Annotated in this window: 25 protein-coding genes and 1 pseudogene; 19 read left to right on the plus strand and 7 right to left on the minus strand. The window is 31.3% G+C overall.

Translation table 11 applies throughout. The features are described 5' to 3' along the window. Positions 1-4: 4 nt before the first annotated feature. Both AB3211_RS06115 and AB3211_RS06120 read right to left on the minus strand, forming a co-directional pair. Entirely contained in the window at positions 5-178 is a 174-nt protein-coding gene (locus tag AB3211_RS06115) for a hypothetical protein (RefSeq protein ID WP_367363977.1), read from the minus strand. Positions 179-308: 130 nt separating this feature from the next. Beyond that, a complete protein-coding gene (locus AB3211_RS06120) occupies positions 309-809 on the minus strand; it encodes a hypothetical protein (protein ID WP_367363978.1) in 501 nt (166 codons plus the stop codon). Positions 810-1,532: 723 nt separating this feature from the next. Here AB3211_RS06120 and AB3211_RS06125 point away from each other — a divergent pair. The 9 genes from AB3211_RS06125 to AB3211_RS06165 all read left to right on the plus strand — a co-directional run bounded on the left by AB3211_RS06125 (position 1,533) and on the right by AB3211_RS06165 (position 11,402). Beyond that, entirely contained in the window at positions 1,533-3,068 is a 1,536-nt protein-coding gene (locus AB3211_RS06125) for a hypothetical protein (protein WP_367363979.1), read from the plus strand. A gap of 3 nt (positions 3,069-3,071) precedes the next feature. Continuing rightward, positions 3,072-3,713, plus strand: coding sequence for a hypothetical protein (locus AB3211_RS06130; RefSeq protein ID WP_367363980.1), 642 nt, complete (start codon positions 3,072-3,074; stop codon positions 3,711-3,713). A 326-nt stretch (positions 3,714-4,039) separates the two neighbouring features. Beyond that, positions 4,040-5,521 carry a hypothetical protein gene (locus AB3211_RS06135; RefSeq protein ID WP_367363981.1) on the plus strand — a complete coding sequence of 494 codons (1,482 nt, stop codon included), beginning with the start codon at positions 4,040-4,042 and terminating at the stop codon, positions 5,519-5,521. A gap of 14 nt (positions 5,522-5,535) precedes the next feature. Then, the gene (locus AB3211_RS06140) at positions 5,536-6,561 is read left to right on the plus strand and encodes an RP853 family protein (protein ID WP_367363982.1); all 1,026 of its coding nucleotides are present in this window, start codon (positions 5,536-5,538) and stop codon (positions 6,559-6,561) included. 4 nt (positions 6,562-6,565) lie between these two features. Then, positions 6,566-6,883 (plus strand): DMT family transporter, encoded by a 318-nt coding sequence (locus tag AB3211_RS06145; RefSeq protein WP_367363983.1) that lies wholly within the window; start codon positions 6,566-6,568, stop codon positions 6,881-6,883. 4 nt (positions 6,884-6,887) lie between these two features. Further along, the gene (gene lpxK / locus AB3211_RS06150) at positions 6,888-8,000 is read left to right on the plus strand and encodes a tetraacyldisaccharide 4'-kinase (protein ID WP_367363984.1); all 1,113 of its coding nucleotides are present in this window, start codon (positions 6,888-6,890) and stop codon (positions 7,998-8,000) included. Further along, entirely contained in the window at positions 7,984-8,913 is a 930-nt protein-coding gene (locus tag AB3211_RS06155; protein WP_367363985.1) for a lipid A biosynthesis lauroyl acyltransferase, read from the plus strand. Before lpxK ends, AB3211_RS06155 begins: the two co-directional genes overlap by 17 nt. Positions 8,914-9,217: 304 nt before the next feature. Further along, entirely contained in the window at positions 9,218-9,442 is a 225-nt protein-coding gene (locus AB3211_RS06160) for a DUF2674 domain-containing protein (protein ID WP_367363986.1), read from the plus strand. Positions 9,443-9,518: 76 nt separating this feature from the next. After that, positions 9,519-11,402, plus strand: coding sequence for a DUF3857 domain-containing protein (locus tag AB3211_RS06165; protein ID WP_367363987.1), 1,884 nt, complete (start codon positions 9,519-9,521; stop codon positions 11,400-11,402). 361 nt (positions 11,403-11,763) lie between these two features. Here the strand turns inward: AB3211_RS06165 and AB3211_RS06170 are convergent, their stop codons facing one another. Then, on the minus strand, positions 11,764-11,919 hold the full coding sequence (locus tag AB3211_RS06170; protein WP_341747719.1) for a Sec-independent protein translocase subunit TatA: 156 nt from the start codon (positions 11,917-11,919) through the stop codon (positions 11,764-11,766). 93 nt (positions 11,920-12,012) lie between these two features. Between AB3211_RS06170 and AB3211_RS06175 the strand changes: the two genes are divergently transcribed. Next, positions 12,013-12,351, plus strand: coding sequence for a hypothetical protein (locus AB3211_RS06175; protein ID WP_367363988.1), 339 nt, complete (start codon positions 12,013-12,015; stop codon positions 12,349-12,351). 149 nt (positions 12,352-12,500) lie between these two features. On the opposite strand, the gene AB3211_RS06180 is transcribed toward AB3211_RS06175, so the two are convergent. Next, complete coding sequence (locus tag AB3211_RS06180) at positions 12,501-12,773, minus strand: ATP-binding protein (protein ID WP_367364831.1); 273 nt, start codon at positions 12,771-12,773, stop codon at positions 12,501-12,503. A gap of 226 nt (positions 12,774-12,999) precedes the next feature. Here AB3211_RS06180 and AB3211_RS06185 point away from each other — a divergent pair, with 226 nt between their 5' ends. The 3 genes from AB3211_RS06185 to AB3211_RS06195 all read left to right on the plus strand — a co-directional run bounded on the left by AB3211_RS06185 (position 13,000) and on the right by AB3211_RS06195 (position 15,396). Beyond that, entirely contained in the window at positions 13,000-13,290 is a 291-nt protein-coding gene (locus AB3211_RS06185; protein WP_367363728.1) for a LuxR C-terminal-related transcriptional regulator, read from the plus strand. Beyond that, the gene (gene istA / locus AB3211_RS06190; protein ID WP_367363989.1) at positions 13,262-13,960 is read left to right on the plus strand and encodes an IS21 family transposase; all 699 of its coding nucleotides are present in this window, start codon (positions 13,262-13,264) and stop codon (positions 13,958-13,960) included. The genes AB3211_RS06185 and istA overlap by 29 nt, the downstream gene beginning before the upstream one ends. Positions 13,961-14,172: 212 nt before the next feature. Beyond that, positions 14,173-15,396, plus strand: a complete 1,224-nt coding sequence (locus tag AB3211_RS06195) for an IS256 family transposase (RefSeq protein ID WP_367363661.1) — start codon at positions 14,173-14,175, stop codon at positions 15,394-15,396. Between the two features lie 4 nt (positions 15,397-15,400). On the opposite strand, the gene AB3211_RS06200 is transcribed toward AB3211_RS06195, so the two are convergent. Both AB3211_RS06200 and AB3211_RS06205 read right to left on the minus strand, forming a co-directional pair. Next, positions 15,401-16,048, minus strand: a complete 648-nt coding sequence (locus tag AB3211_RS06200; protein ID WP_367363771.1) for an HD domain-containing protein — start codon at positions 16,046-16,048, stop codon at positions 15,401-15,403. A gap of 32 nt (positions 16,049-16,080) precedes the next feature. Continuing rightward, positions 16,081-16,971 (minus strand): IS982 family transposase, encoded by an 891-nt coding sequence (locus AB3211_RS06205; protein ID WP_367363772.1) that lies wholly within the window; start codon positions 16,969-16,971, stop codon positions 16,081-16,083. Positions 16,972-17,481: 510 nt separating this feature from the next. Between AB3211_RS06205 and AB3211_RS06210 the strand changes: the two genes are divergently transcribed. Continuing rightward, positions 17,482-18,807, plus strand: a complete 1,326-nt coding sequence (locus tag AB3211_RS06210; protein ID WP_367363773.1) for an MFS transporter — start codon at positions 17,482-17,484, stop codon at positions 18,805-18,807. Here the strand turns inward: AB3211_RS06210 and AB3211_RS06215 are convergent. Continuing rightward, positions 18,758-19,390: an HD domain-containing protein gene (locus AB3211_RS06215; RefSeq protein WP_367363774.1), complete on the minus strand. Its 633-nt coding sequence runs from the start codon at positions 19,388-19,390 to the stop codon at positions 18,758-18,760. The two genes, AB3211_RS06210 and AB3211_RS06215, sit on opposite strands and share 50 nt — an antisense overlap. Before the next feature lie 136 nt (positions 19,391-19,526). Between AB3211_RS06215 and AB3211_RS06220 the strand changes: the two genes are divergently transcribed. The 5 genes and pseudogenes from AB3211_RS06220 to AB3211_RS06240 form a co-directional block, all read left to right on the plus strand. Beyond that, entirely contained in the window at positions 19,527-20,417 is an 891-nt protein-coding gene (locus tag AB3211_RS06220; RefSeq protein ID WP_367363772.1) for an IS982 family transposase, read from the plus strand. Positions 20,418-20,423: 6 nt separating this feature from the next. Next, positions 20,424-20,936, plus strand: a complete 513-nt coding sequence (locus tag AB3211_RS06225) for a Mu transposase domain-containing protein (RefSeq protein ID WP_367363990.1) — start codon at positions 20,424-20,426, stop codon at positions 20,934-20,936. Beyond that, entirely contained in the window at positions 20,937-21,092 is a 156-nt protein-coding gene (locus AB3211_RS06230; protein ID WP_367363755.1) for a hypothetical protein, read from the plus strand. A gap of 167 nt (positions 21,093-21,259) precedes the next feature. Continuing rightward, positions 21,260-21,667, plus strand: coding sequence for an ATP-binding protein (locus AB3211_RS06235; RefSeq protein WP_367363754.1), 408 nt, complete (start codon positions 21,260-21,262; stop codon positions 21,665-21,667). A 73-nt stretch (positions 21,668-21,740) separates the two neighbouring features. Further along, a pseudogene (locus AB3211_RS06240) lies at positions 21,741-21,938 on the plus strand (ATP-binding protein); the annotation flags it as partial. Positions 21,939-22,105 lie beyond the last annotated feature (167 nt).

Genomic DNA, 22,105 nt, shown 5'->3' on the forward strand with positions numbered 1-22,105 from the left:
TAGTTTAAAGCGTATCATTATGTTCTACATCTCCCCCTGCTACGCTAACGTCATCATTATTATTAATATATTCAGTGTTGCCGAGTTCTATTTCTCGAGAGAATTCATCTGCTAGTTCCTTGATCTTTAACAATACTGGATGCTGTGGATTATTTTCTGATAATATATCCCTTAGCAACACTGCGTATTGTATTTTGCTAGTACTAAGATCATCATCGCTAGATGTATAATCAGAATCATTTTCTGATACTAGATCACTATCTGATACTGGATCACTATTTGATACTGGATCACTATCTGATACTGGATCATTTTTGTACTTGTTCTAATTCTTCTTTTTCCGTAGCTAATTTTGTGCATAAATTGTTTAGTTCTTGGGATTTTGAGTCTATAATATTGTATTGTTCTTCGTTTGTAGCGTAACTCGTTTTTAAGTCTGAGAGTTCTTTAGTCAATATCTTTTCAGCGTTAGTCAATATCTTTATCTTTTCAGCGTTAGTCAATATCTTTTTAGCGTCACTAGTTTTAGCATTAAATTTCTGTAGTATTCTACTAGGTAAACTTACTATTTTGTATACAGCATTTGCTTTAATATTTTGATCATTAAGTTCCTGTTGTATTCTACTAGGTAAAGCTACTATAAGTTTCTGTAGTATTCTACTAGGTAAAGCTACTTTGTATACAGCCTCAATATCTTGGTCTTGCACAGATATAAGTATCTTCTTAGCTTCCTCTACATTCGGTTTTGTAAACAAATAAGCTTCCTCTACATCCTGTTTTGTAACCAAATCATTTTGTTGTTTAGACATAATAATATAATCCTCAATTAGTTCAACATATTACTAATAATTGATTTTGTAATACTACAAATTTTCAATTATTAAAACCATTAGAATTTTATTAGATTATCGTCCTTTATAATAACCTAACTCAAGGAAAGTATATTTATTATTTAAGAATGTCCAACAAAATATTACAAAAATAAAAATTTATGTTAAAGTAATAGTAATTTAACCTCAAGTATTGATGTAAGACCATTTCCCATTATTAACTACGCTAATACTACAGTTGTAGTTACTACCCAGAGCTGTCATTCCCGCGTAGGCGGGAATCTAAAAAAAATAGCCTAAAAGACTATTAAACATTATTATATCCCAGCTTTCGCTGGGATGACATCGTTTTGACATTAGTACTACAGTGTAGTGCTAAATAGTGTAGTTAATAATGGGAAGTGGTATAAGACATTGGTTTAATAGCCTAGGGTGTCAATCCCTGCCCCTTCGGATGTCACCCCTAATGATACTGAGCTTATTATTAATTTATTATATCAAACTGAGGTTAATTTAAGATTTTGTACCTATATCATTCATATAGTCTTTATCCGTTTAGAACGGATAATATTGTAATTATTCAATCAATGTTTAATATTTTTTTATAGATAAATCGTAAAAAAATACTAAATCCACTTAGTGGAAAGATAATTGATGTTATAATAGTCTATGTTTAAATATTTAAGTCTAAGTATTAGTTACATGATTAACATATCCAAACTACCCAAACTACAAGTTTTACTAAAAAAACTACATGAATTGGTGGTATATTTTTTATATAAAAGAAATATTATTATTTTAATAGGAGGTAAAGGTACATTTCTTTGTGCTTTAATACACGATAAAGTTGAGGATACTTTATTTGTCCCTGCTGAAAACCAAGATAATTTAGACTCCTATAAAGAATTTTTTGGTAAATTCAAAAACTGTTACGTTTTCTTCTTATTAAGCGGTTCTGCATGTGAAGTACGCCATGATATAGTACCTGTACTACATTCAATAGTAAAAACCAATCCTGTAGAAAAGTTTATTGAGGAGTATTTTTCTATAGATGATATAGTTGCTTACAATGTCTATAACATCAATACCAAATATAGTGAGGTGTGGAATACTTTGCTGGTATCTACTCCTTATACCCCACCTTTAAGTAAGCTACTTGAGAATCTTTTGGCAAGTAAGAGGCAAAAGTTTGGTGGGATTTATTTTTTAGCTTTGGAATGGAAAACAATTATAGATAAAATTGTAAAAAATGTTGAAAATAATAAATATAGTGAATATTTACAAATTTTTGTATGTATTTTAAGTACAAACGGTATTAAACTTGTTGTTAAACACCAAGGTAATATAATCTCAATTCAAACATTTGATTATCCAGCTGATAAGTCAGACTTATATATTCAAGGTATAATTGAACAAGAAGTGGAAGATTGTTTGATATCTTGTAAAAGCTATATTGATAGTTTAACCCTTAAAGTTTGTATAATTCTTATAGCAGACCAAAGTCTAAAATTGTTATTAGAACAATCCAGTTTTGGTGAACATCCAGTAATATGTAAGTCTAACAGTATAGATGATAATAGCAAATTTTCAGATGAAATGGTTGTCAAGTTATTTAATGAACAAAAAAGCTTTCTAGCCTCTAATAAATATTTAGAATCCATAGCTAAACTCAATATTATCAGTTCTTTAATTTTTAAACCATTTATCACTATAATAATAGTATTGATATTTGCTGCATGCGTTATCAAAATTAAAACCATAGCAAATTACAGAAAATTGGATCTTTTAAATTCACACTATTTTAGTGCTGAACAAGATTATTATAATGTTAAGCAAACCTATCCATATATTCAAAATACCACTAATTTAGCTGATTTATACGTATTTGAAGCCTTATTGCAAATCCCTGTACCAACGCCATTTGACTCGTTAGAAAAGTTTTTAACAAATTTACCACCTAATCTGCACCTAGAGGAGATTAAATGGCAAAGGTCGGATCTAGATAATACGTTATTATCATCTAATCAGTATATACAAATTGAGATGTTATTAAAACTTATCGTTAGTGATATGCTAGTTGAAGATGCTACTCAGATATTAAAACAAGAAATTGCAAATTTTAGTAAAATATTTAGCAATATGGATATTAATTTTACAATATTTACTGATCAAATATTAGAGTTACCTAATAGAGTAGTAATACCTGCTGAGGTCATTATTACTAAGAAAAAAGGATAAGAGATGCTTAAAAATTTTATTGTTCATCTAAAAAATGTTATATTCTTTAAGTTTATTATATGTTGTTTGTGTATTTCTACTATTTTTTGGTTACTGCAAAGTATTAATAAAGATTATATGGAGTCAATTGCCAAGAATCAAAATATAGAAGAATCTCTAGCTCAAGAAACGTTAAAGTTATATTCTATAATAAATTCCAAACATAAAATACTAGAAACTTATGCAAGATATTCGAAATTATTATCTATTTCTGCTAGACAAAGTTGTTTAGCACGAGCAAGGTTAATAACAACAATTGATAGTTTTTCAAAAAAATACAACTTAAATGAGCCTATTACTATATTAATTAAACAAGAATTCTTAAGTGGTATTAACCCAATGGTGGGAACAAAGCAGGATACTATAAGGATAAAGAATTATGATGTTTATATAAGATTTTCTACTAAAGATTTTGCAACTTTCTTGACAATTATAAGAGAAATCTACTCTTGTATGCCGGAGAATACTATTGTATTATCTATAGACATAAAGAAAGAAGATGTGTTAGAACCTAAGGTTGTTTATAAACTATCAACAGAAAGAACACCTGATATGATATTTACAAAACTTAACATGCGTATAAGAGAAATAACGGCAAATAAGTAATTGTAACCTTAAGTAGTTATTATATATTTTATAACAAAATTATTAATACTCGATAATCAAGTTTTTATTGAAATTTATAATTCATGGCATGTTAAAAGTCATGAAAAGAAGCTGAGAAGATGTCATCCCTGTGAAGGGGGGTGTAGGGTTTATGTCATTCCTGCGAAGGCAGGAATCTAGAAAAATAGACCAAGAGGGTTTGTTAGACTTTTTTAGACCCCTGCTTTCGCAGGGGTGACATCGTAGGAAGGGGTGACATAAACTGCCATGAATTGTAGCCTTCAGAAAAAAACTTGATTATCGAGTAATAAATCTTAGAGAAATATATGAATATTATTGTAAAAAAGTTAATAAGATTTATCATTATTTTAAATATTATTTTTATCGCAGAAGTGACGATGGCTAGTAACTCCTCATCAAAAGAAACAAAAGATTATATCGCTACTAGTAAATATTACCATAATTTAATATCCAGTAACGATATGGCAGAGCTTAATATGTTTTTAAGTTTATTACCCAAAGGAGGGGAGCTTCATCATCATTTTAGTGGAGCTATATATGCTGAAAATTATTTAGATTTTATTAGTAAGGCCGGTTTTTATATAGATAAGAATAGCTATCAAGTGCAAAAAAATAAACCAAATAAAACATGCCTTAGTGTTACTGCTCTGCAAGATAATTATGATCTATATACCACCATTTTACGTCACTGGTCATATGGTAAATTCTTTTACGACCATGATTATACTCAAGAAGATGGATTAAAACATTTCTTTAATGTTTTTGGATATTTAGCCCCAATAGAAGCAGTAGATGTCAAAAGTAGTTTGACTTTGTTGAAGCTAAGAGCTAAATCGGAAAATATCCAATATATTGAAACTATATTGTTCCCAGCCCCAACTAGTTTCAATCCTGCACTTGATAAGATTAATCAACTAACAAGTAATACAGATGATACTACTATCAATAGCGTTTTAAGGCAGGCTGTTGATGTTTTAGATAAAGATAGCATTATACAAAATGAAATTGCTCAAAATTTACGTGAAATCGTATCTAACTCCCAAGATATTGATGATGATGATTTTAGTATGCGATTTCAACCATATGTACTACGTTTCAACAAACCATCGCTGATATTTTCCGGATTATATTCAGCGTTTTTAATGGTCAAAAATAATACCAAATTTGTTGGAGTTAACATTGTTGGTAATGAGGCTCATCCTATTGCTTTACGTGATTATAAGTTGCATATGAAAATGTTTCGTTTCTTAAAACAAAAATTTCCTAACGTAAAATTGTCGCTGCACGCGGGAGAGCTTACTTTAGGGCAAGTTACTCCTGAAGAATTGAGTTATCATATTAATGATGCGGTTAATGTGGCAGAGGCAAACCGTATAGGACATGGTGTCGATATTATGCACGAATCTAACCCCTACCAATTAATAAATACATTATTAAACAAAAATATACTTGTAGAAATTAATTTGACTAGTAATGAAACGTTACTAGGAGTACAAGGTAACGATCATCCAGTGAGACTTTATATGCGGTATGGAGTACCAATTGCAATTTCTACTGATGATCCAGGGGTATCACGTAATAATTTAACGGATGAATATTTAAAATTTGTCACTTGCTACAAGCCATCTTATGATAAGCTAAAAGAAATAGTGTCTAATAGTATTAAATATTCTTTCTTAACTGAAGATGAAAAAATAAAGCAAATTAATTTACTAAATGAAAAGTTTATTTTTTTTGAGGATACGATAGCTTCATTTGTAAAAAAACACTCTCATGTTAAAAAATAAAGAGTCAAAGACTAATGAACATCTTTAGCAGTATAAACATTTCTATATGTAGAAAAAGAATAAGTGAAGAGTTATTTAATAATATAACAAAACATGCGTGTTTAACACTTGCTAATATAATAGTTATTGATTACGAAATTAGACTTAAATCAACACCTGAGATTGATATCCATATAAGTAATTGTATTGGTAAATTAAGAGTTTTTCTCGGTCAGAAAGTTATTACGGATGATAGTTTTTCAACAGTTTTAATGTTATTTTCAGTAGCAATCTCTCCTGATGCAGTAGAATATCAAGATAGAGATAATATTCTAAACAAATCAGAAGATATAATAATTGATACACTAATAAGTACAAATTTTGCTAAGGCAAATTCTGAAGAGAGAAAAGTAATAAAACAAGTGTTAAAAGATTTACTGGCAGCAAGGAATAGTTATGAATTAACAAATTTTATACAGCTTGAACCAGAAATATTTTGTACAACGGTAATGCATGCGGTGAAAAAATATCAAAACCCAAAGGAAGTCAGCACTAATGCTAGATTAGAAATTAATAGAATAGTAAATGTTGCAGTAAAACATAATAAGAAAATTGAAATATTTAAACAAGCAACTAGTAAAATTATAACTGCCATTTCTGTTCTAGCAGTTGGGGCTATCAGTGTTGCAACAGCTGGTGCAACATTTGCTTTTATGGTAGTACCAGCTTCTATTCTAGCCATAGAATATGCTCCCAAAATCGGCGAGAAAATTGGCGGGGTAATTCTGAGTCAGGATAAATCCATGAGTAGGCAAGAAGAAAAAATTACCACTCTAAAAACTAATTTATGGAAAAATAATAAGGAATTCTTGTCTCAACAGCAAGCAGTAGAGCATAATGTATCCATACAAAAATTAGATAGTCAAATAAAGTCGGTAGTCAATCTAAAATCTAACAAATTAAATATAATAAAAGATCAGGTATCGGTTAACTTACCTAGTAAAAAATCTTTACAAAATAACAAAAATAGCAAATCTTCAGGGCAAATTAAACAAAGGTAACAATATGCTAGTAACTTGGGTTCTCCTTATACTTGCAGGATTATTTGAGGTAGGTTTCTCTATATCGCTGAAATTGTCAGATGGTTTTACCAAAGTAAAACCCATTATAGCTTTTATTATTTTTTCTATATTGAGTTTTGTTTGTCTAAGTAAAACTCTAGATAAACTTCCTCTTGGTACTGCTTATCTTATATGGACTGGTATCGGAGCTGTAGGAACAGTAATAGTAGGGATGGTGTGTTTTAACGAGTCATACTCTGCCATACGAGTTTTCTTTATTACGACTATGATAATTTCTATGATAGGGCTTAAGTTGTCTTAAACTTATGATCAGGCTTATTTATCCTAAATTTTGGCACACCAAGAACATTATAGCATATTTATTATTACCACTAAGTTGGTTATATCTTTTTGCTAGTTATTTAAGAAAAATAATTGCACGCCCTATAATATTTCCTTGTAAAGTAATTTGTGTCGGTAATATAAGCATTGGAGGTACTGGTAAAACTCAAATAGTGATCTTCCTTGCGGAAATGTTGAAGGCTATTAATATTGATTTTATAATTATTACTAAAGGTTATGGCAGTAAACTGCAAACAGCGTTGTTAGTTGAACCACATCATACAGTACTAGATGTCGGGGATGAAGCAGTAATGCTATTAAAATATGGTAAAGTCATAGCTAGCAAGAAAATTCAATATATACTACCTTTTATAAAAAGGATTAAACCAAAGGTGATTATAGTAGATGATGCAATGCAGAATCCTAATTTTTATAAGGATATTGTTATTCTGTCAGTTGATGCTGACAGGTTATTTGGCAACGAATTGTTAATTCCAGCCGGTCCTTTGCGTGAGTATCCTAAACAAGCTATTGAAAAAGCGGATATAGTTATTCTCGTCGGTTCGAGTAATAGACTTCTTGCAGAATTCGCTGCTGCTCCGGAATTTATAGTAGATACGGAGCGGAAAACCGCAAGCAGTACGGCAAGTGTACGTGAGGATTTGAGTACCGGATCGACGTATAAATTACCAACAGAAGTAGAGTTATGCAATAAGTCTAATGTTGTTTCTTCTTTCTTACATAAGGAGCTTCCCTTTTTTCAAGCCCAAATAGTTCCAGCTATAGACATAGATAAAACAAAGAGCTATTTTGCCTTTAGTGGTATAGGTAATCCGGAACGGTTTTTTTCTACATTAGAAAATTATGGATTGCAGTTAGTCGGTAATAAAATTTTTCCGGATCATCATCAATATCGTGAAGAAGATTTAGACTATTTAAAAGAACAATCAGAAAAATCTAATTCTCTTCTAATAACAACTAGAAAAGATTACGTAAAAATATGTGATACTGACTTGTCAGTAATATGTTGTGATGTACATTTATTACTAAATAATCAAAAATTATTAGTAGATTTAATATATGAAAAAATTCTTTAAAAATATTAGGTATTTGCTTGAGTATTTTTTCGTTTTAATAGTACTAAAGATACTAGGAGCATTTGGTATCGACAAATCTGTACAAATTTGTCGGTATATAGCAAGGAAAATAGGACCTCTATTGCCAGTCAATAAAATTGCAAAAGAAAATGTTCAAAATATTTTTGGCAAGAATCAGACAAATGGTCTAAGCGTGGAGACTCAAACAACAATTAATCAAGTATGGGATAATTTTAGCAGTTTTATAGGAGAATTTCCATATATTAATAATATGTCAGAGGAAGAATTATCTAGAAGGGTAGAAATAAGCGGACTTGATAATATAATAGAATTTCAGAAATCACACCAACCTTTCTTATTATTTACGGGGCATTTTGCTAATTGGGATTTTGCACTTAAAATTATAAATAAATTTTATCCTAAGTTTGCTATTATCTATCGTAAATTAAATAATCCTTATATTGATAAGCTAATTAATAATACGCGTAAAACTAGTGATATAAAGCTAATTCCAAAAGGAGAAAAGGGGGCAAGAGATCTCATATCTGCAATCAAATCAGGATATGCAATTGGCATGCTTGTAGATCAAAAAATGAATAATGGCATTGAAGTACCATTTTTAGGCCAGCCGGCCATGACTGCTCACGCAATTGCTAAAATTGCCTTACAATTCGGCTACCCGATTGTACCATTACAAGTGGTTCGCACTAATAGTAATAATAGTTATTTTAAAGCTATTATCCATCCACCAATACAATTACAAAAAACTAATAATAGTAAAACAGATTGTTATAATATAATGTTTACCATTAACCAAATTTTAGGTAATTGGGTTAAAGAAAATCCAGGTCAATGGTTTTGGTTTCATAATAGATGGAAGAAGAAACATAATAAATATCCGAAGGTTAAGTAATTGCAATTACTTAACAAATATGCAATAATCAGCCTATAGCTAACCCGAAAAGGTTTTAGATATATGTTAATCTTAGCTTAGCTAGAAGCGATGTCATCCCTGCTTCGGTGCGGAATCTAAAAAAATAACCAAGATTAGGTTGTGTTAAGTTATTTTGAACCCCGCTACCTTCGCAGGGGTGACATCGTAAGATCGTATTTATACTCCCGCCTACGCGGGAATGACATCGGCTATTACCATTACTATGCCTTAAACCTTTTCGGGTTAGCTATATAAGAAATTAAAATTAATAAAAAATAAGATTATGACAAGGGTAAAACCCCCTCAAAAGATTATATCTTTCGCTGAAAACAAATCTGATTTAGATAAAATTACTCAATCTATTATGGACGGTTGGGCAATAGTAAAACTAATGCCACATGGTAATTATTTTATTGGTGTCATGGAAAAAATGAATTATGACAATAATATAAATGACCAAGAAAAAATTGTTTATATCCCTCCAAGAAAAAAGATCATTTTTACTTAGTGGTCTCTATTTTTTAGTGTATAAAACCTTATGGGCTTTGTTATTAACTAGACTATACTCTTTTAGGATATTTATAATGACTTATTTAAAATTTTGTTTTCGTTTAATATTATTAGTATTTTTAATAAACTATTCCGCTCAAGGGAGATGGAGTAACTACGAAGATGCTCCTGTTGAAATAAAATTGTGTAACAACAATATTACTATTAACCAAGATGGTACTTCTGAAGAAATAACGGAAATGCACGCAAAAATACTAAAAGAATCAGGACGTAGTCAGTTCTCTCACTATAGATTGTCTTATAATAACTATAGTGCCCAAATCTCTATATTGGAAGCTAAGACTGTTTATAATGGGCAAGAATATGTAGTTTCTAAAGATATGATTGAGGATAAACCGCTAGCTAGTTTTGGACAAGGTTTTGATCAATTAAATCAGATAACTATCTCATTCCCTAAAGTGGAACTTGGTGCAGAAATATACTTAAAATATAAGTTTGTTAAAACGAAAGTCCCTGTAGATAATTTTTATGGTACTACTTTATTTTATGGTACGGAAGGCTACTTGCGAGCAGATCACACTAAGATTAATTCCAAATTACCTCTAAATATCAAAGTAAACGACCCAAAAGGCGTATTAAAAGTTATTACTGATGCTGAAAGTGACTTTCATTCGGCAGAGATTATCCTAGAGAAACCTGTTTATAATCAATTGACCAATGAACCAAATAATGGTGTATTAAATGTTAAACATACTACTTGGGTATCCTTGTCAAGCTTAACTAAATGGCAAGATTTGGCTAAACAACTTGCTCCTGGCTATTTTAAGGTAATCAATCAACCACTTCCTACAATCTTCATGAATATAGCGGAATCTGCTCTAGATAAAAATACCGATGAAGAAAAAATTAATTTTGTCACTTCTTCATTAGCTGAGAAAATCCAATATATGGGTGATTGGCGAACAGTATCAGGTCAGTATTTTCCTAGAGATTTAGAAAAGATTGCTACTTCTCAAATTGGTGATTGCAAAGATTTTTCTGCAAGTACTGCTGTTATCTTGCAAAAGCTTGGGTTTAAGGTTCAACCCATTTTAGTAATGCGAGGTATTACTAATTTTTCTAACCCAAATGCACTACCTAACATAGGAAATTTTAATCATGTGATGCTTAAAATAGCTAATAAAAATGGAAAAATATATTGGATTGACCCAACAAACTTTGTTAGTATGGCACAAGGAATTTTTCCGGATGTTGCAGGTAAGTTAGCCTTGGTATTAGATATTCAACAAGCAGGTTATACCAAAATTCCTGAAATAGCCTATCAAAATTCACAAGCTATAATACACAATGAGTTCGTAATAAGAAATAATATTGTAGATGTGCATGGTCAGCTTGATTTGAAAGCAGAAGTAGCAGTAAATATAACAGGTGCTGGGTTATATGAATCAAATGAACAGCTAAGGGATTTTACTTTCCACATGTTGACAGGAGTATATCTTGATGAAGAAGAGAAGAAATTTTTAGAATTACCTGATCTTACTTCTCGTATTGTCAAGGATATTACAATTAAATACGCATATCAGCAAAAAAACCAAATTTTTAAAACCAATAAGGGGGCTGGTTTAAGGTTAAGATTATATGGGATGGAGGATATTACAAATACAGCTTTTGACCAAGTATCAGACCTTTTTATAGGTGTACCTAACACTAACAAAAAACATACAATTATAAAAAATATTATAATTAAAGACTGTAAAAAATTAAATTTTGAAATTGATACTCCGTGGATATATGTCAATAGATCATGTAAATATCAGAATAAAGATACTGAATTTACAGATATAATCTCCATAAGAAAAAGTTTGATTACCAATGAAGAGTTAAAAACTCCTCAGTATAAAAACCTTAAAAGCAATTTAGAGAATAAGTTTGAGCGAGCTGCGATAGTTATTGAATGAATATAATTATCCCTTGCTGTCAAGGTAATGTCATTCCCGCTTCGGTACACTAGTGTCCGGTTTAAGTCAGTGGCGTCATCTTAGGCAAGTGAGAGCCTTCGGTACAAACGCTCGATCCATGATCGAAGGACTTCAAATTGTCGTAAGGATGATTTGTCAATCTTACTTACGATAATTTTTGCTAACTACTTGATGTTCTAGATACTGAAATAAATTCAGGATGACGTCCCACGAATCCAAAGATGTGGGTAATAGTAAGCACAAAACCGTAGCGTACTAAATTCCGTTACGGATTCGAGAACGAAAATAACGATCGATAAAACCATTAGATAGAAATCTTCACATCACCTAGCAAAACAGGTTATTCATCTTTTTTCTTATCAATGTCTTTCATTCCTTCCTTGAAAGCTTTAAGACCTTTTGCAAGATCTGACATCACTTGAGGCAATTTACCAGCACCAAATAACACTAAGATAATTAACAAGATCACTAATAAGTGACTGAAGCTCATTCCCATAATATCAATTTTGTAAGTTTTAAGTTAAAACTACTGTAATACTATAGTAAATAGTTAATTTGATCTAGCATAAAAAAATATAAGTTTATCAGCATGAAAAGATTAAAAACTAACATCACTAATATCTATGGCGATCAAGGTAAGGTTTGGTTAGATGATTTACCAAGAATTGTGGATGAATTGGCTAAGGAGTACGGTTTGTCTAGTTTAAATCCTATTAAAAACTTGAGTTACCACTATGTTTTAGCAGGTTTTCAAGGTCATCAGCCAATTATCTTAAAGTTGGGGCTAGATATTGCTGGACTTAAGAGAGAATCAGCAGCTTTAAAGGTTTTATCTAGATTTGGCAGTGTTAAGGTTTTAGCTGAAAGCCCTAGCTTACTATTACTTGAGTGGGCTATTCCTAGTATATCATTAAAATCCTATTTGTAAATTGTAATCAGCTATTGACCCCCTATTGTAATAAACTATTGCCCCCCCTAACCACATAAAAAAATTAGTTAATTTTGGTTAAAATTCAGATAGAATTTTCTAAAATCATTGTAATTTTTAATTAATACCGTAGTCTATTATTTTAATCTTTAATCTACATCTTTGCCTCCTATGAAACTTTTATTACCAGTTTCTATGATGTGACAATGATGTGTCAGTCTATCGATAATTACTTTTGTTGCTTTAGCATTACCAAATATATCACCCCATTCTTCAAATCTCAAATGGGTAGTGATGATAAGCGAAGACTGCTCATATAATTTAGCAAATAGCTCAAATAACAGGAATCTAGCATCCACTTTTATTGGTACATAGCCTAATTCATCTACTACAATCAGATGGAATCTCTTAACTGAATCGATGAATTTGCGGCTCTGTCCAAAAAACTGTGTAAATTCGAAAAAATGGGAATGTTCGTCTAACTGTGTAAATTGTAATCAGCTATTGACCCCTTTAAGGGAAAAATTGTAATGAAAATTGCCCCCCTAAATAAGTAACAATATCTCCAAAAAATTAATATTTTTAATATTTTTTTAAGGAGTTTTTAAAAGGTTGTTTATAGTGGAAACAATTGGAAGAATACGTAGAATGTATTACGTTGATGGCAAAGCAATTAAAGCAATTGCTAGAGAACTGAATATATCAAAGAATACAGTAAAAAAAGTCATTTGCAGCAATCAAACTAAATTTGAGTTAGCAAAATATAGCAAAGGTAAGCCTGTTCTTGGCAATCATCTTGAAGTACTAAATCAGCTATTAGCAGAGAATAGCAAGGAGTCGGTTCGACGTAGAATGACGGCAGCTATACCAACAGCTTCAGATATCGGGTTATACAGGAAGTTACGAATCTGTGAATCTAATTGTACGAAACTTCCGTAGAGAATACGAGGCAAGGGGCGGGCAAGTTTTTATTCCATTAAATTTTGAAGCTGGTCAGGCGTTTCAGTTTGATTGGGGAGAGGAAGAAATATGTTTAAATGGGGAGGTTACTAGAGTTAAAGCAGCGAGAATAAAGCTATGCTATAGTCGTTATTCTTTGGTAGTGGTTTATCCTAATGAGCAGCTGGAAATGGTTATGGATGCCCATGATCAAGCTTTCAAGTTTTTTGCTGGTTGTTGTAAGAATGGTATTTATGACAATATGAAGACGGCTGTCAAAAAAATATTGATTGGCAAGGATCGTATCTTTAACGAGAAGTTTATCCAAATGGTCTCTCACCATTTATTTGAGCCACTTGCCTGTAGTCCAGCATCAGGATGGGAGAAAGGACAGGTTGAGAAACAAGTAGGAGACACTAGACGTAACTTTTTTACTCCAATATTGAAAGGAGATAGTTATGAAGCTATTAACATTCAGCTAAGAGAGATGTCTATAGAGTGGGCTAAAACTAAAAGACATCCTGAATTTACAGAAAGAACGATTCTAGAAATATATGAGGAAGAGAAGGCATATTTAATAGGATATAGAGGGCAGTTTACCGGTTATAGATTACATCCAACGACCGTATCACCTTTGAGTTTAATACAATACGACAGCAATATACGTTAATTCGGGATAAGGATTAGTAAAAATAGCAGACATATATACACTACGAAGAGCAATTAATGTATGAATTCACAGAAATGCAATTTATACATATCCAAAATCTTGTATTAGTTATAGCTAAAGCATTTTTACTAATCCTTATCCGGCTCTGTCCAAAAAACTGTGTAAATTTCGAAATAGGTTATATATAAAAGTATAACAAAAAAGGAAATTACATGAATAAAAAAACTAATGAATCAATAAAGCAAGCAGTAGATTTATTAATAGATAATGATACAGATGTAAGTACAATACTGAAAGAAGGAGGTTTATTAAAAGAATTGACCAAACGTTTAATAGAGAAGGCACTGCAGTCAGAAATGAATAATCATCTAGGCTATGATAAATACAGTTGTGCAGATAATGATAATGCTCGTAATGGTATAACTAGCAAAAAACTGATCTCCGAACATGGAGCTGTAGAAATAGAAGTACCAAGGGATAGGCATAATACCTTTGAACCCGCAATACTACCAAAACGCCAGAAACGTTTTGATGGTTTTGACGATAAAGTACTATCATTATATGCTAAAGGCATGAGTATATCTGATATTAAGATTCAGTTACAGGAGTTATACAGTGTTGAAATAAGTGAAGGCTTAATCAGCCAAATTACTGATGATGTAATGGATGAGGTTAAAGCTTGGCAGAGTCGACCATTAGAAGAGATATATCCGATAGTATTTTTTGATTGTTTAGTAGTAAAAGTCAGGCAAGATAAAAGGATAATCAATAAGGCAGTATATGTTGCATTAGGAATTGATTTATCTGGTAAAAAAGATATATTGGGATTATGGATCAGTGAAAATGAAGGGGCAAAATTTTGGCTCGGTAATTTTACCGAAATGAAAAATAGAGGGCTAAAAGATATACTGATTGCCTGTAGCGATAATCTTACTGGTATGTCTGAGGCAATAGAAGCAGTTTATCCAAAAACAGAACATCAATTGTGTATTGTACATCAGATTAGAAATAGTTTAAAATATGTGTCGTATAAAGATAGGAAGCAACTGTCTAGCGATTTAAAGCCGATATATACTGCAGTAACGGAAGAACAAGCCCATTTAGCTTTAGTATCTTTTGAAGAAAAATGGAATAAACAATATCCACAAATTGCCAAATCATGGTATAATAATTGGGACAATCTAATGATTTTTCTAGGGTATCCTGAGTCAATTAGAAAGGTAATTTATACAACTAATTCAGTTGAATCTGTCAATAGTCAATTGCGTAAAGTAACAAATAATAAGCGGGTTTTTCCTAATGATAATGCTGTTTTTAAAAGTTTATATTTGACAATTGACTATATGACCAAAAAATGGACTATGCCCATTCCAAACTGGAATGAAGCTATGGCTCATTTGATGGTTAAATTTGAGGATAGGCTTAACAAAATTTAATGACCTATTTTTTCGAATTTACACAGTTTTTTGGACAGAGCCGATTATTTTGCTTCTGCAGTTCAGAGGGGTTCAGATTAACACATAGATATTGTTGACAAAGTTTTATTAGTTCTTGCTCTACTCTTGGTATTTCCAAATATGCACAAAGTGTTATAAAATGTCCTATTGTCTCTTGAATTATCTTCTTAGCTTTTTCCGGTGATTTAGCTCCTAGAGTTTGCAAGTTATGTTTTCTGTCAAGAACTTTAATCAATGCTACATCATATTTTTTTTGCTGAATTAATAAATCTAGTGTTTCCGCTGAGCTAATCTTGCCATAAGGTTTAACCCTAGTCAAATCTTCTACTTGACTAGCCACTTGATTGCCAAAAATATAGGCAATCATGGGTTCGGTCAGTTTTGTATCTTCAATGGTATCGTGCAGTAATGCGGTAACAATCATGTCGGTTCTAAACAATCGTGGAATTTCTAGGGTTGTGTACTGGGCAACCATATAAGCCACTTCAATCGGATGCGAGTAATATGGCTCACCGGATTGTCTCATTTGACTGCCATGATATTTTTTAGCATAGTAGATGCCTTTTTTTACTACATCAATGTCTATTGGTTGCTTTACTTTTGTATTTAGCAAAATTAATTCATTAAGCAACCTCTCAGCATATGAACAAAACTGGTATTACGTCAATTCGGGATAAGGATATTGAGAACATGTAGATTAAAATCAAATTTTGTTGAAGGTTTATTTTTCTTTAATGAATAAGCAACAAGAGTAGATAATATATGGACAAAGGCATTTATTGGTGATCTATGTCTAGTATGTTCAAGGTTCATTTTATTTTTTAGATAATCAAAAACTGTTTCAATTAAGTTACGCTTTCGAAGTAAGATTTTTTCTTTCAAATCCATTAATTTATTTTCCATATTCTTCTTAATTCCATGAATCATTTTTAAGCCTCTTTCATATAAATTTAAGAACAAATTTTGCTTAATATAACCTTTATCAGCTGCTATAATTCCAGTTAATCTTTTTGTTAACTCCGGTACTGGAACCCTATCATCTACATTGCCTTTGGTCACTTTTAATGCCATAAACTCCCCTTTATTATTGATTATTACATGTAATTTAAAACCATAAAAATACCCCATAGAGGATTTACTATGTTTGGCTAATCCTTTAAAAACTTTATTGCTATAACGCCTTTTATTGTGACAAGCTTTAATCGTTGTAGAGTCAATAAAATAAATACCTGTTTCCTCACCAAACAACAAATGAATCAACATATTTAGCGGTATGAATAATCGTGCCATTAATTCAACAAATCTATTATAACTCAAGGCTTTAGGGAAATCATCCTTATGCATGCACTCTATATAACTTTTATAGAAAAATTTAAAATTCTTAGCATAGGATGTATGAAACATAATTATTATTGTTAACATTTCACTTAAACTCATGCTACAACAGCGATTTCTCTGCTTATTTGATGGTAATAACTTTCTCTGTTCATACTCCAAATAAATTTTACAAAAATCATCTATAAAACTATATAATTCTGTGATATCTTTTTTCATGCCTGTAGTTTGTTTTTTTGTTTAAAAATATAAATACTGCAGGCACTCCTTTTTGACAATCCTTTTATCTATTACTATTTCATCTATATCTTATCCCGAACTGACGTGTATTGTGAATTATCCCAATAGTTAATATCTTCCATAAAAATCATAATATTTTAATTATAAAGTTATAATAAACTAAGATTTTTATTACTCAAAGCATTAACTACTTTTGATTTTTAAAAAGATACAATATTTTCTAATCTTGTTGTAAAATTACAGTTTCTTATCCATAAAAGTAATATCCAATAATTCGCTAACATGCTATGCAGTTTTGATAGTCAACATCTCTTTGATCTTAAGCCTATATTTTTACCAAATATCTCTTTTTCCCTTTCTAATTTATTTATAGAAATGTGATATTGTTACAACTAAGATTTATTATTTCAATTTTCTGTATTATTTTTTCTTGCTATCGTTCAACCAAATCATCAATATCTATAAACTAATAAATATATAAGGTGATAAATGCTAGGAAATTATAAAGAACAAATAAGCTTAACAAAAGAACAGAAAGAAGCGGTTGGGTTATTATCAATCGGTAGTTTTTTGGAATATTTTGACTTGATGCTTTATGTACATATGGCAATATTGATGAATGAGTTGTTTTTTCCAAAAACTGATCCTCATACGACAAATCTTCTTGCAGCTACTGCCGTTTGTTCGACATTTGTCTTACGTCCCATAGGTGCTTTGATTTTTGGCTGGATTGGGGATAATATTGGACGTAAAACAACAGTAGTGATAACAACTTTTATGATGGCGATTTCATGTTTTATTATAGCTGTTTTACCTACTTATGAACAAATAGGAGCTACTGCTGCTTGGTTAATGACAATGTGCCGTATTATGCAAGGTGTGTCTTCTATGGGAGAAGTGGTAGGAGCAAAACTCTATTTAACAGAACTTATTCAAAAATCACCCATGCAATATTTTGTGGTAGCATTAATAATGGTAAGTGTAAGTTTAGGTGGAGTATGTGCCTTAGCTATTGCTTCTTTATTTACTAGTTATGGTTTTAACTGGCGTATGGCCTTCTTGGTTGGAACAGGCATTGCTATGATTGGTGCAATAGCAAGAACAGCACTTAGAGAAACGCCAGAATTTGCTGACGCGAAACGACGGATAAAAAAAACTTTCGAAGAGTTTACTATAAATACAAAATCATTAGTTGCTAATCCTGTTATTCAAGAAAAAGTTAGTAAAAAAACTGCAATATCATATTTTTTTATGGAACTAGGACAACCTGTGTGGTTTTATTTTATTTATATCTATTGTAGCAATAGTATGAAGAATTCTTTTAATTTTGATGCTGGTCAAGTTATTCATCACAATTTCTTAGTTTCTATGGTAGACCTACTAGTAGTTATCACACTTACATTTTTAGCCTATAAGGTACATCCTTTAAAAATTTTAAAAACACAGTCAATAATATTTTTTGGCTTGGTTTTAGTATATCCACTTCTCCTAAATAATATTAATACTGTACAAGGTATATTTATAATTCAAGCACTAACAGCTGTATTTGCCCCTAGTACATTCCCAGCTAATCCTATTTTTTATAGAGCCTTCCCTATTTTTAAACGTTTTAGTTACGCTAGCTTTACATTTGCTATATCCCGTGCATTAATGTCTGTAGTGACTTCTTTTGGAATTGTTTACCTTATAGAATATTTGGGTAATTATGGGCTGTTAGTTGTCATGCTCCCCATAATCACATTATATGGGATTGGGTTATTACATTTCATAAATCTAGAGAAGGTAACTGGTAGTTATGACTCGACTGTAACTTGATACCTAGACTATTTTTACAAAGTGTAATTATGTCATTGCTTATTTGTGGCATTTCAAGGTAGGTAGAGATTATTATAAAATGTTCTATAGTCTCCTCAATGATTTTCTTTACTTTCTCTAGAGATTTAGCCCCAATTGTTTGCAAGTTATGCTTTCTATCAAAAAGTTTAATCAGTGCTACATCATGTTTTTTTTGTTGAAATAATATATTTAATGTTTCTGCCGAACTAATCTTGCCATGAGGCTTAACCCTAGTCAAATCTTGCACTTGACTAGCCACTTGACTAGCCACTTGACTGCCAAAGATATAGGCAATCATAGGTTCGGTCAGTTTTGTATCTTCAATGGTATCGTGCAGTAATGCGGTAACAATCATGTCAGTTCTGAAATATTTTGGAATTTTTAGGGCTGTGTACTGGGCAACCATATAAGCCACCTCTATTGGATGCGAATAATACGGTTCGCCGGATTGTCTCATTTGACTGCCATGATATTTTTTAGCATAGTAGATGCCTTTTTTTACTACATCAATGTCTATTGGTTGCTTTACTTTTGTATTTAGCAAAATTAATTCATTAAGCAACCTCTCAGCATATGAACAAAACTGGTATTACGTCAGTTCGGGATAAGATATAGATGAAATAGTAATAGATAAAAGGATTGTCAAAAAGGAGTGCCTGCAGTATTTATATTTTTAAACAAAAAAACAAACTACAGGCATGAAAAAAGATATCACAGAATTATATAGTTTTATAGATGATTTTTGTAAAATTTATTTGGAGTATGAACAGAGAAAGTTATTACCATCAAATAAGCAGAGAAATCGCTGTTGTAGCATGAGTTTAAGTGAAATGTTAACAATAATAATTATGTTTCATACATCCTATGCTAAGAATTTTAAATTTTTCTATAAAAGTTATATAGAGTGCATGCATAAGGATGATTTCCCTAAAGCCTTGAGTTATAATAGATTTGTTGAATTAATGGCACGATTATTCATACCGCTAAATATGTTGATTCATTTGTTGTTTGGTGAGGAAACAGGTATTTATTTTATTGACTCTACAACGATTAAAGCTTGTCACAATAAAAGGCGTTATAGCAATAAAGTTTTTAAAGGATTAGCCAAACATAGTAAATCCTCTATGGGGTATTTTTATGGTTTTAAATTACATGTAATAATCAATAATAAAGGGGAGTTTATGGCATTAAAAGTGACCAAAGGCAATGTAGATGATAGGGTTCCAGTACCGGAGTTAACAAAAAGATTAACTGGAATTATAGCAGCTGATAAAGGTTATATTAAGCAAAATTTGTTCTTAAATTTATATGAAAGAGGCTTAAAAATGATTCATGGAATTAAGAAGAATATGGAAAATAAATTAATGGATTTGAAAGAAAAAATCTTACTTCGAAAGCGTAACTTAATTGAAACAGTTTTTGATTATCTAAAAAATAAAATGAACCTTGAACATACTAGACATAGATCACCAATAAATGCCTTTGTCCATATATTATCTACTCTTGTTGCTTATTCATTAAAGAAAAATAAACCTTCAACAAAATTTGATTTTAATCTACATGTTCTCAATATCCTTATCCCGAATTGACGTAATATGTATAGTGTTCCGTGTGAATATGTGGGACTTAGCGTACAGATTAAATCCTATGCTTGGCAAATAGTGATTTTACATGAAAGCAAGATTATTGCAGAGCATGTTCGTAGTTTTAAACGCTATCAGAAGAATTATAATCCATGGCACTATATAGCAGCTCTAGAACGTAAACCCGGTGCTTTACGTAATGGTGGACCGTTCAAAGAGTTAATGAGTTTGTTACCTGAGATATTTGGCAAACTACGAAATAAGTTAGAGACTTACAAGGATGGTGATAAACAATTTATAGATATCCTGCTACTTGTTAATAAGTATGGATTAGAAAAGGTAACAAATGCTTGTAACCTAACAATTGCTGCTGGCGGCTGTAGCTCTAAATTAGTTGAGCAATATTTGTTGCAACCAGCAATGAAACTAGATATCCAAGAGACTGAGTTTATTCAGCTAAAAAATCCTCCTGATGCTGATTGTAGTATTTATAGCAAGTTGCATTTAACAACGGAGGTAAATTAAATGAAAGACTTAATATTGTTATTAGATAAATTAGGTTTAGTCGGTATGAAGATGCAGTTAGCTGAGTCAAGTAATTTAACAAATGATGTCCCTACTACTAGTGTGTATGATGTGTTAAAGAAACTTCTTGAAGCAGAGTGTGAATATACTCGATGAAAATCAAGAATTGCGTTGTCGTCTTCAGGGATCTTCGGTGCTCACGTACTAAATGTACGCTCCGCTCCTCGACCCTTCGACTCCTAGCACTTCATAATTTTGATCTTCGTCTATCAACTCTTCATTTACGAGTAGTATATAAGAAGTCACGCTCGCTAGGTTATAGGTTGCAACTAGCTAAGTTCCCAACCATAAAGTTACTATCAGATACATGCCAAGCTAAATTGGTTGAAAATATTGATATACAAAAAGTGATTGATAATCATCAGAATATCATGTTCATAGGTGGTTCTGGGTCTGCAAAAACTCATCTAGCAATTGGTTTGGCGTTCACCGCCATTGAAAAAAGTTACAGGGTAAGATTTTATACTTTAAATGAATTAGCTAGCCAATTGCTTAATGCTAGAATCCATAATTATGAAAGCAAATTCATCGATTCAGTTAAGAGATTCCATCTGATTGTAGTAGATGAATTAGGCTATGTATACTCGATGAAAATCAACAATTGCGTTGTCCAAGACCTGCGGTGCTCACGTACTAGTGTACGCTGTACTCCTCGGCTTGGACACTCCTAGCACTTGTTGATTTTGATCTTCGTCTACCAACTCTTCATTTATGAGCAGTATACCAATAAAAGCCGAAGCTAGATTCCTGTTATTTGAGTTATTTGCTAAATTGTATGAGCAAACTTCAGTGATCATTACTACCCATTTGAGATTTGAAGAATGGAATGATATGTTTGGTAATGCTAAGGCAACAAAAGTAATTATCGATAGATTGACACATCATTGTCAAATCATAGAAACTGGTAATAAAAGTTTTAGAGGAGGGAAAGATGTAGATTAAAGATTAAAATAATAGACTACGGTATTAATTAAAAATTACAATGATTTTAGAAAATTCTATCTGAATTTTAACCAAAATTAACTAATTTTTTTATGTGGTTAGGGGGGGCAATAGCTGATTACAATTTACACTATACGTAATACATTCTACGTATTCTTCCAATTGTT

The organism is Candidatus Tisiphia endosymbiont of Nedyus quadrimaculatus (genome assembly GCF_964059235.1).
Classification (GTDB): domain Bacteria; phylum Pseudomonadota; class Alphaproteobacteria; order Rickettsiales; family Rickettsiaceae; genus Tisiphia.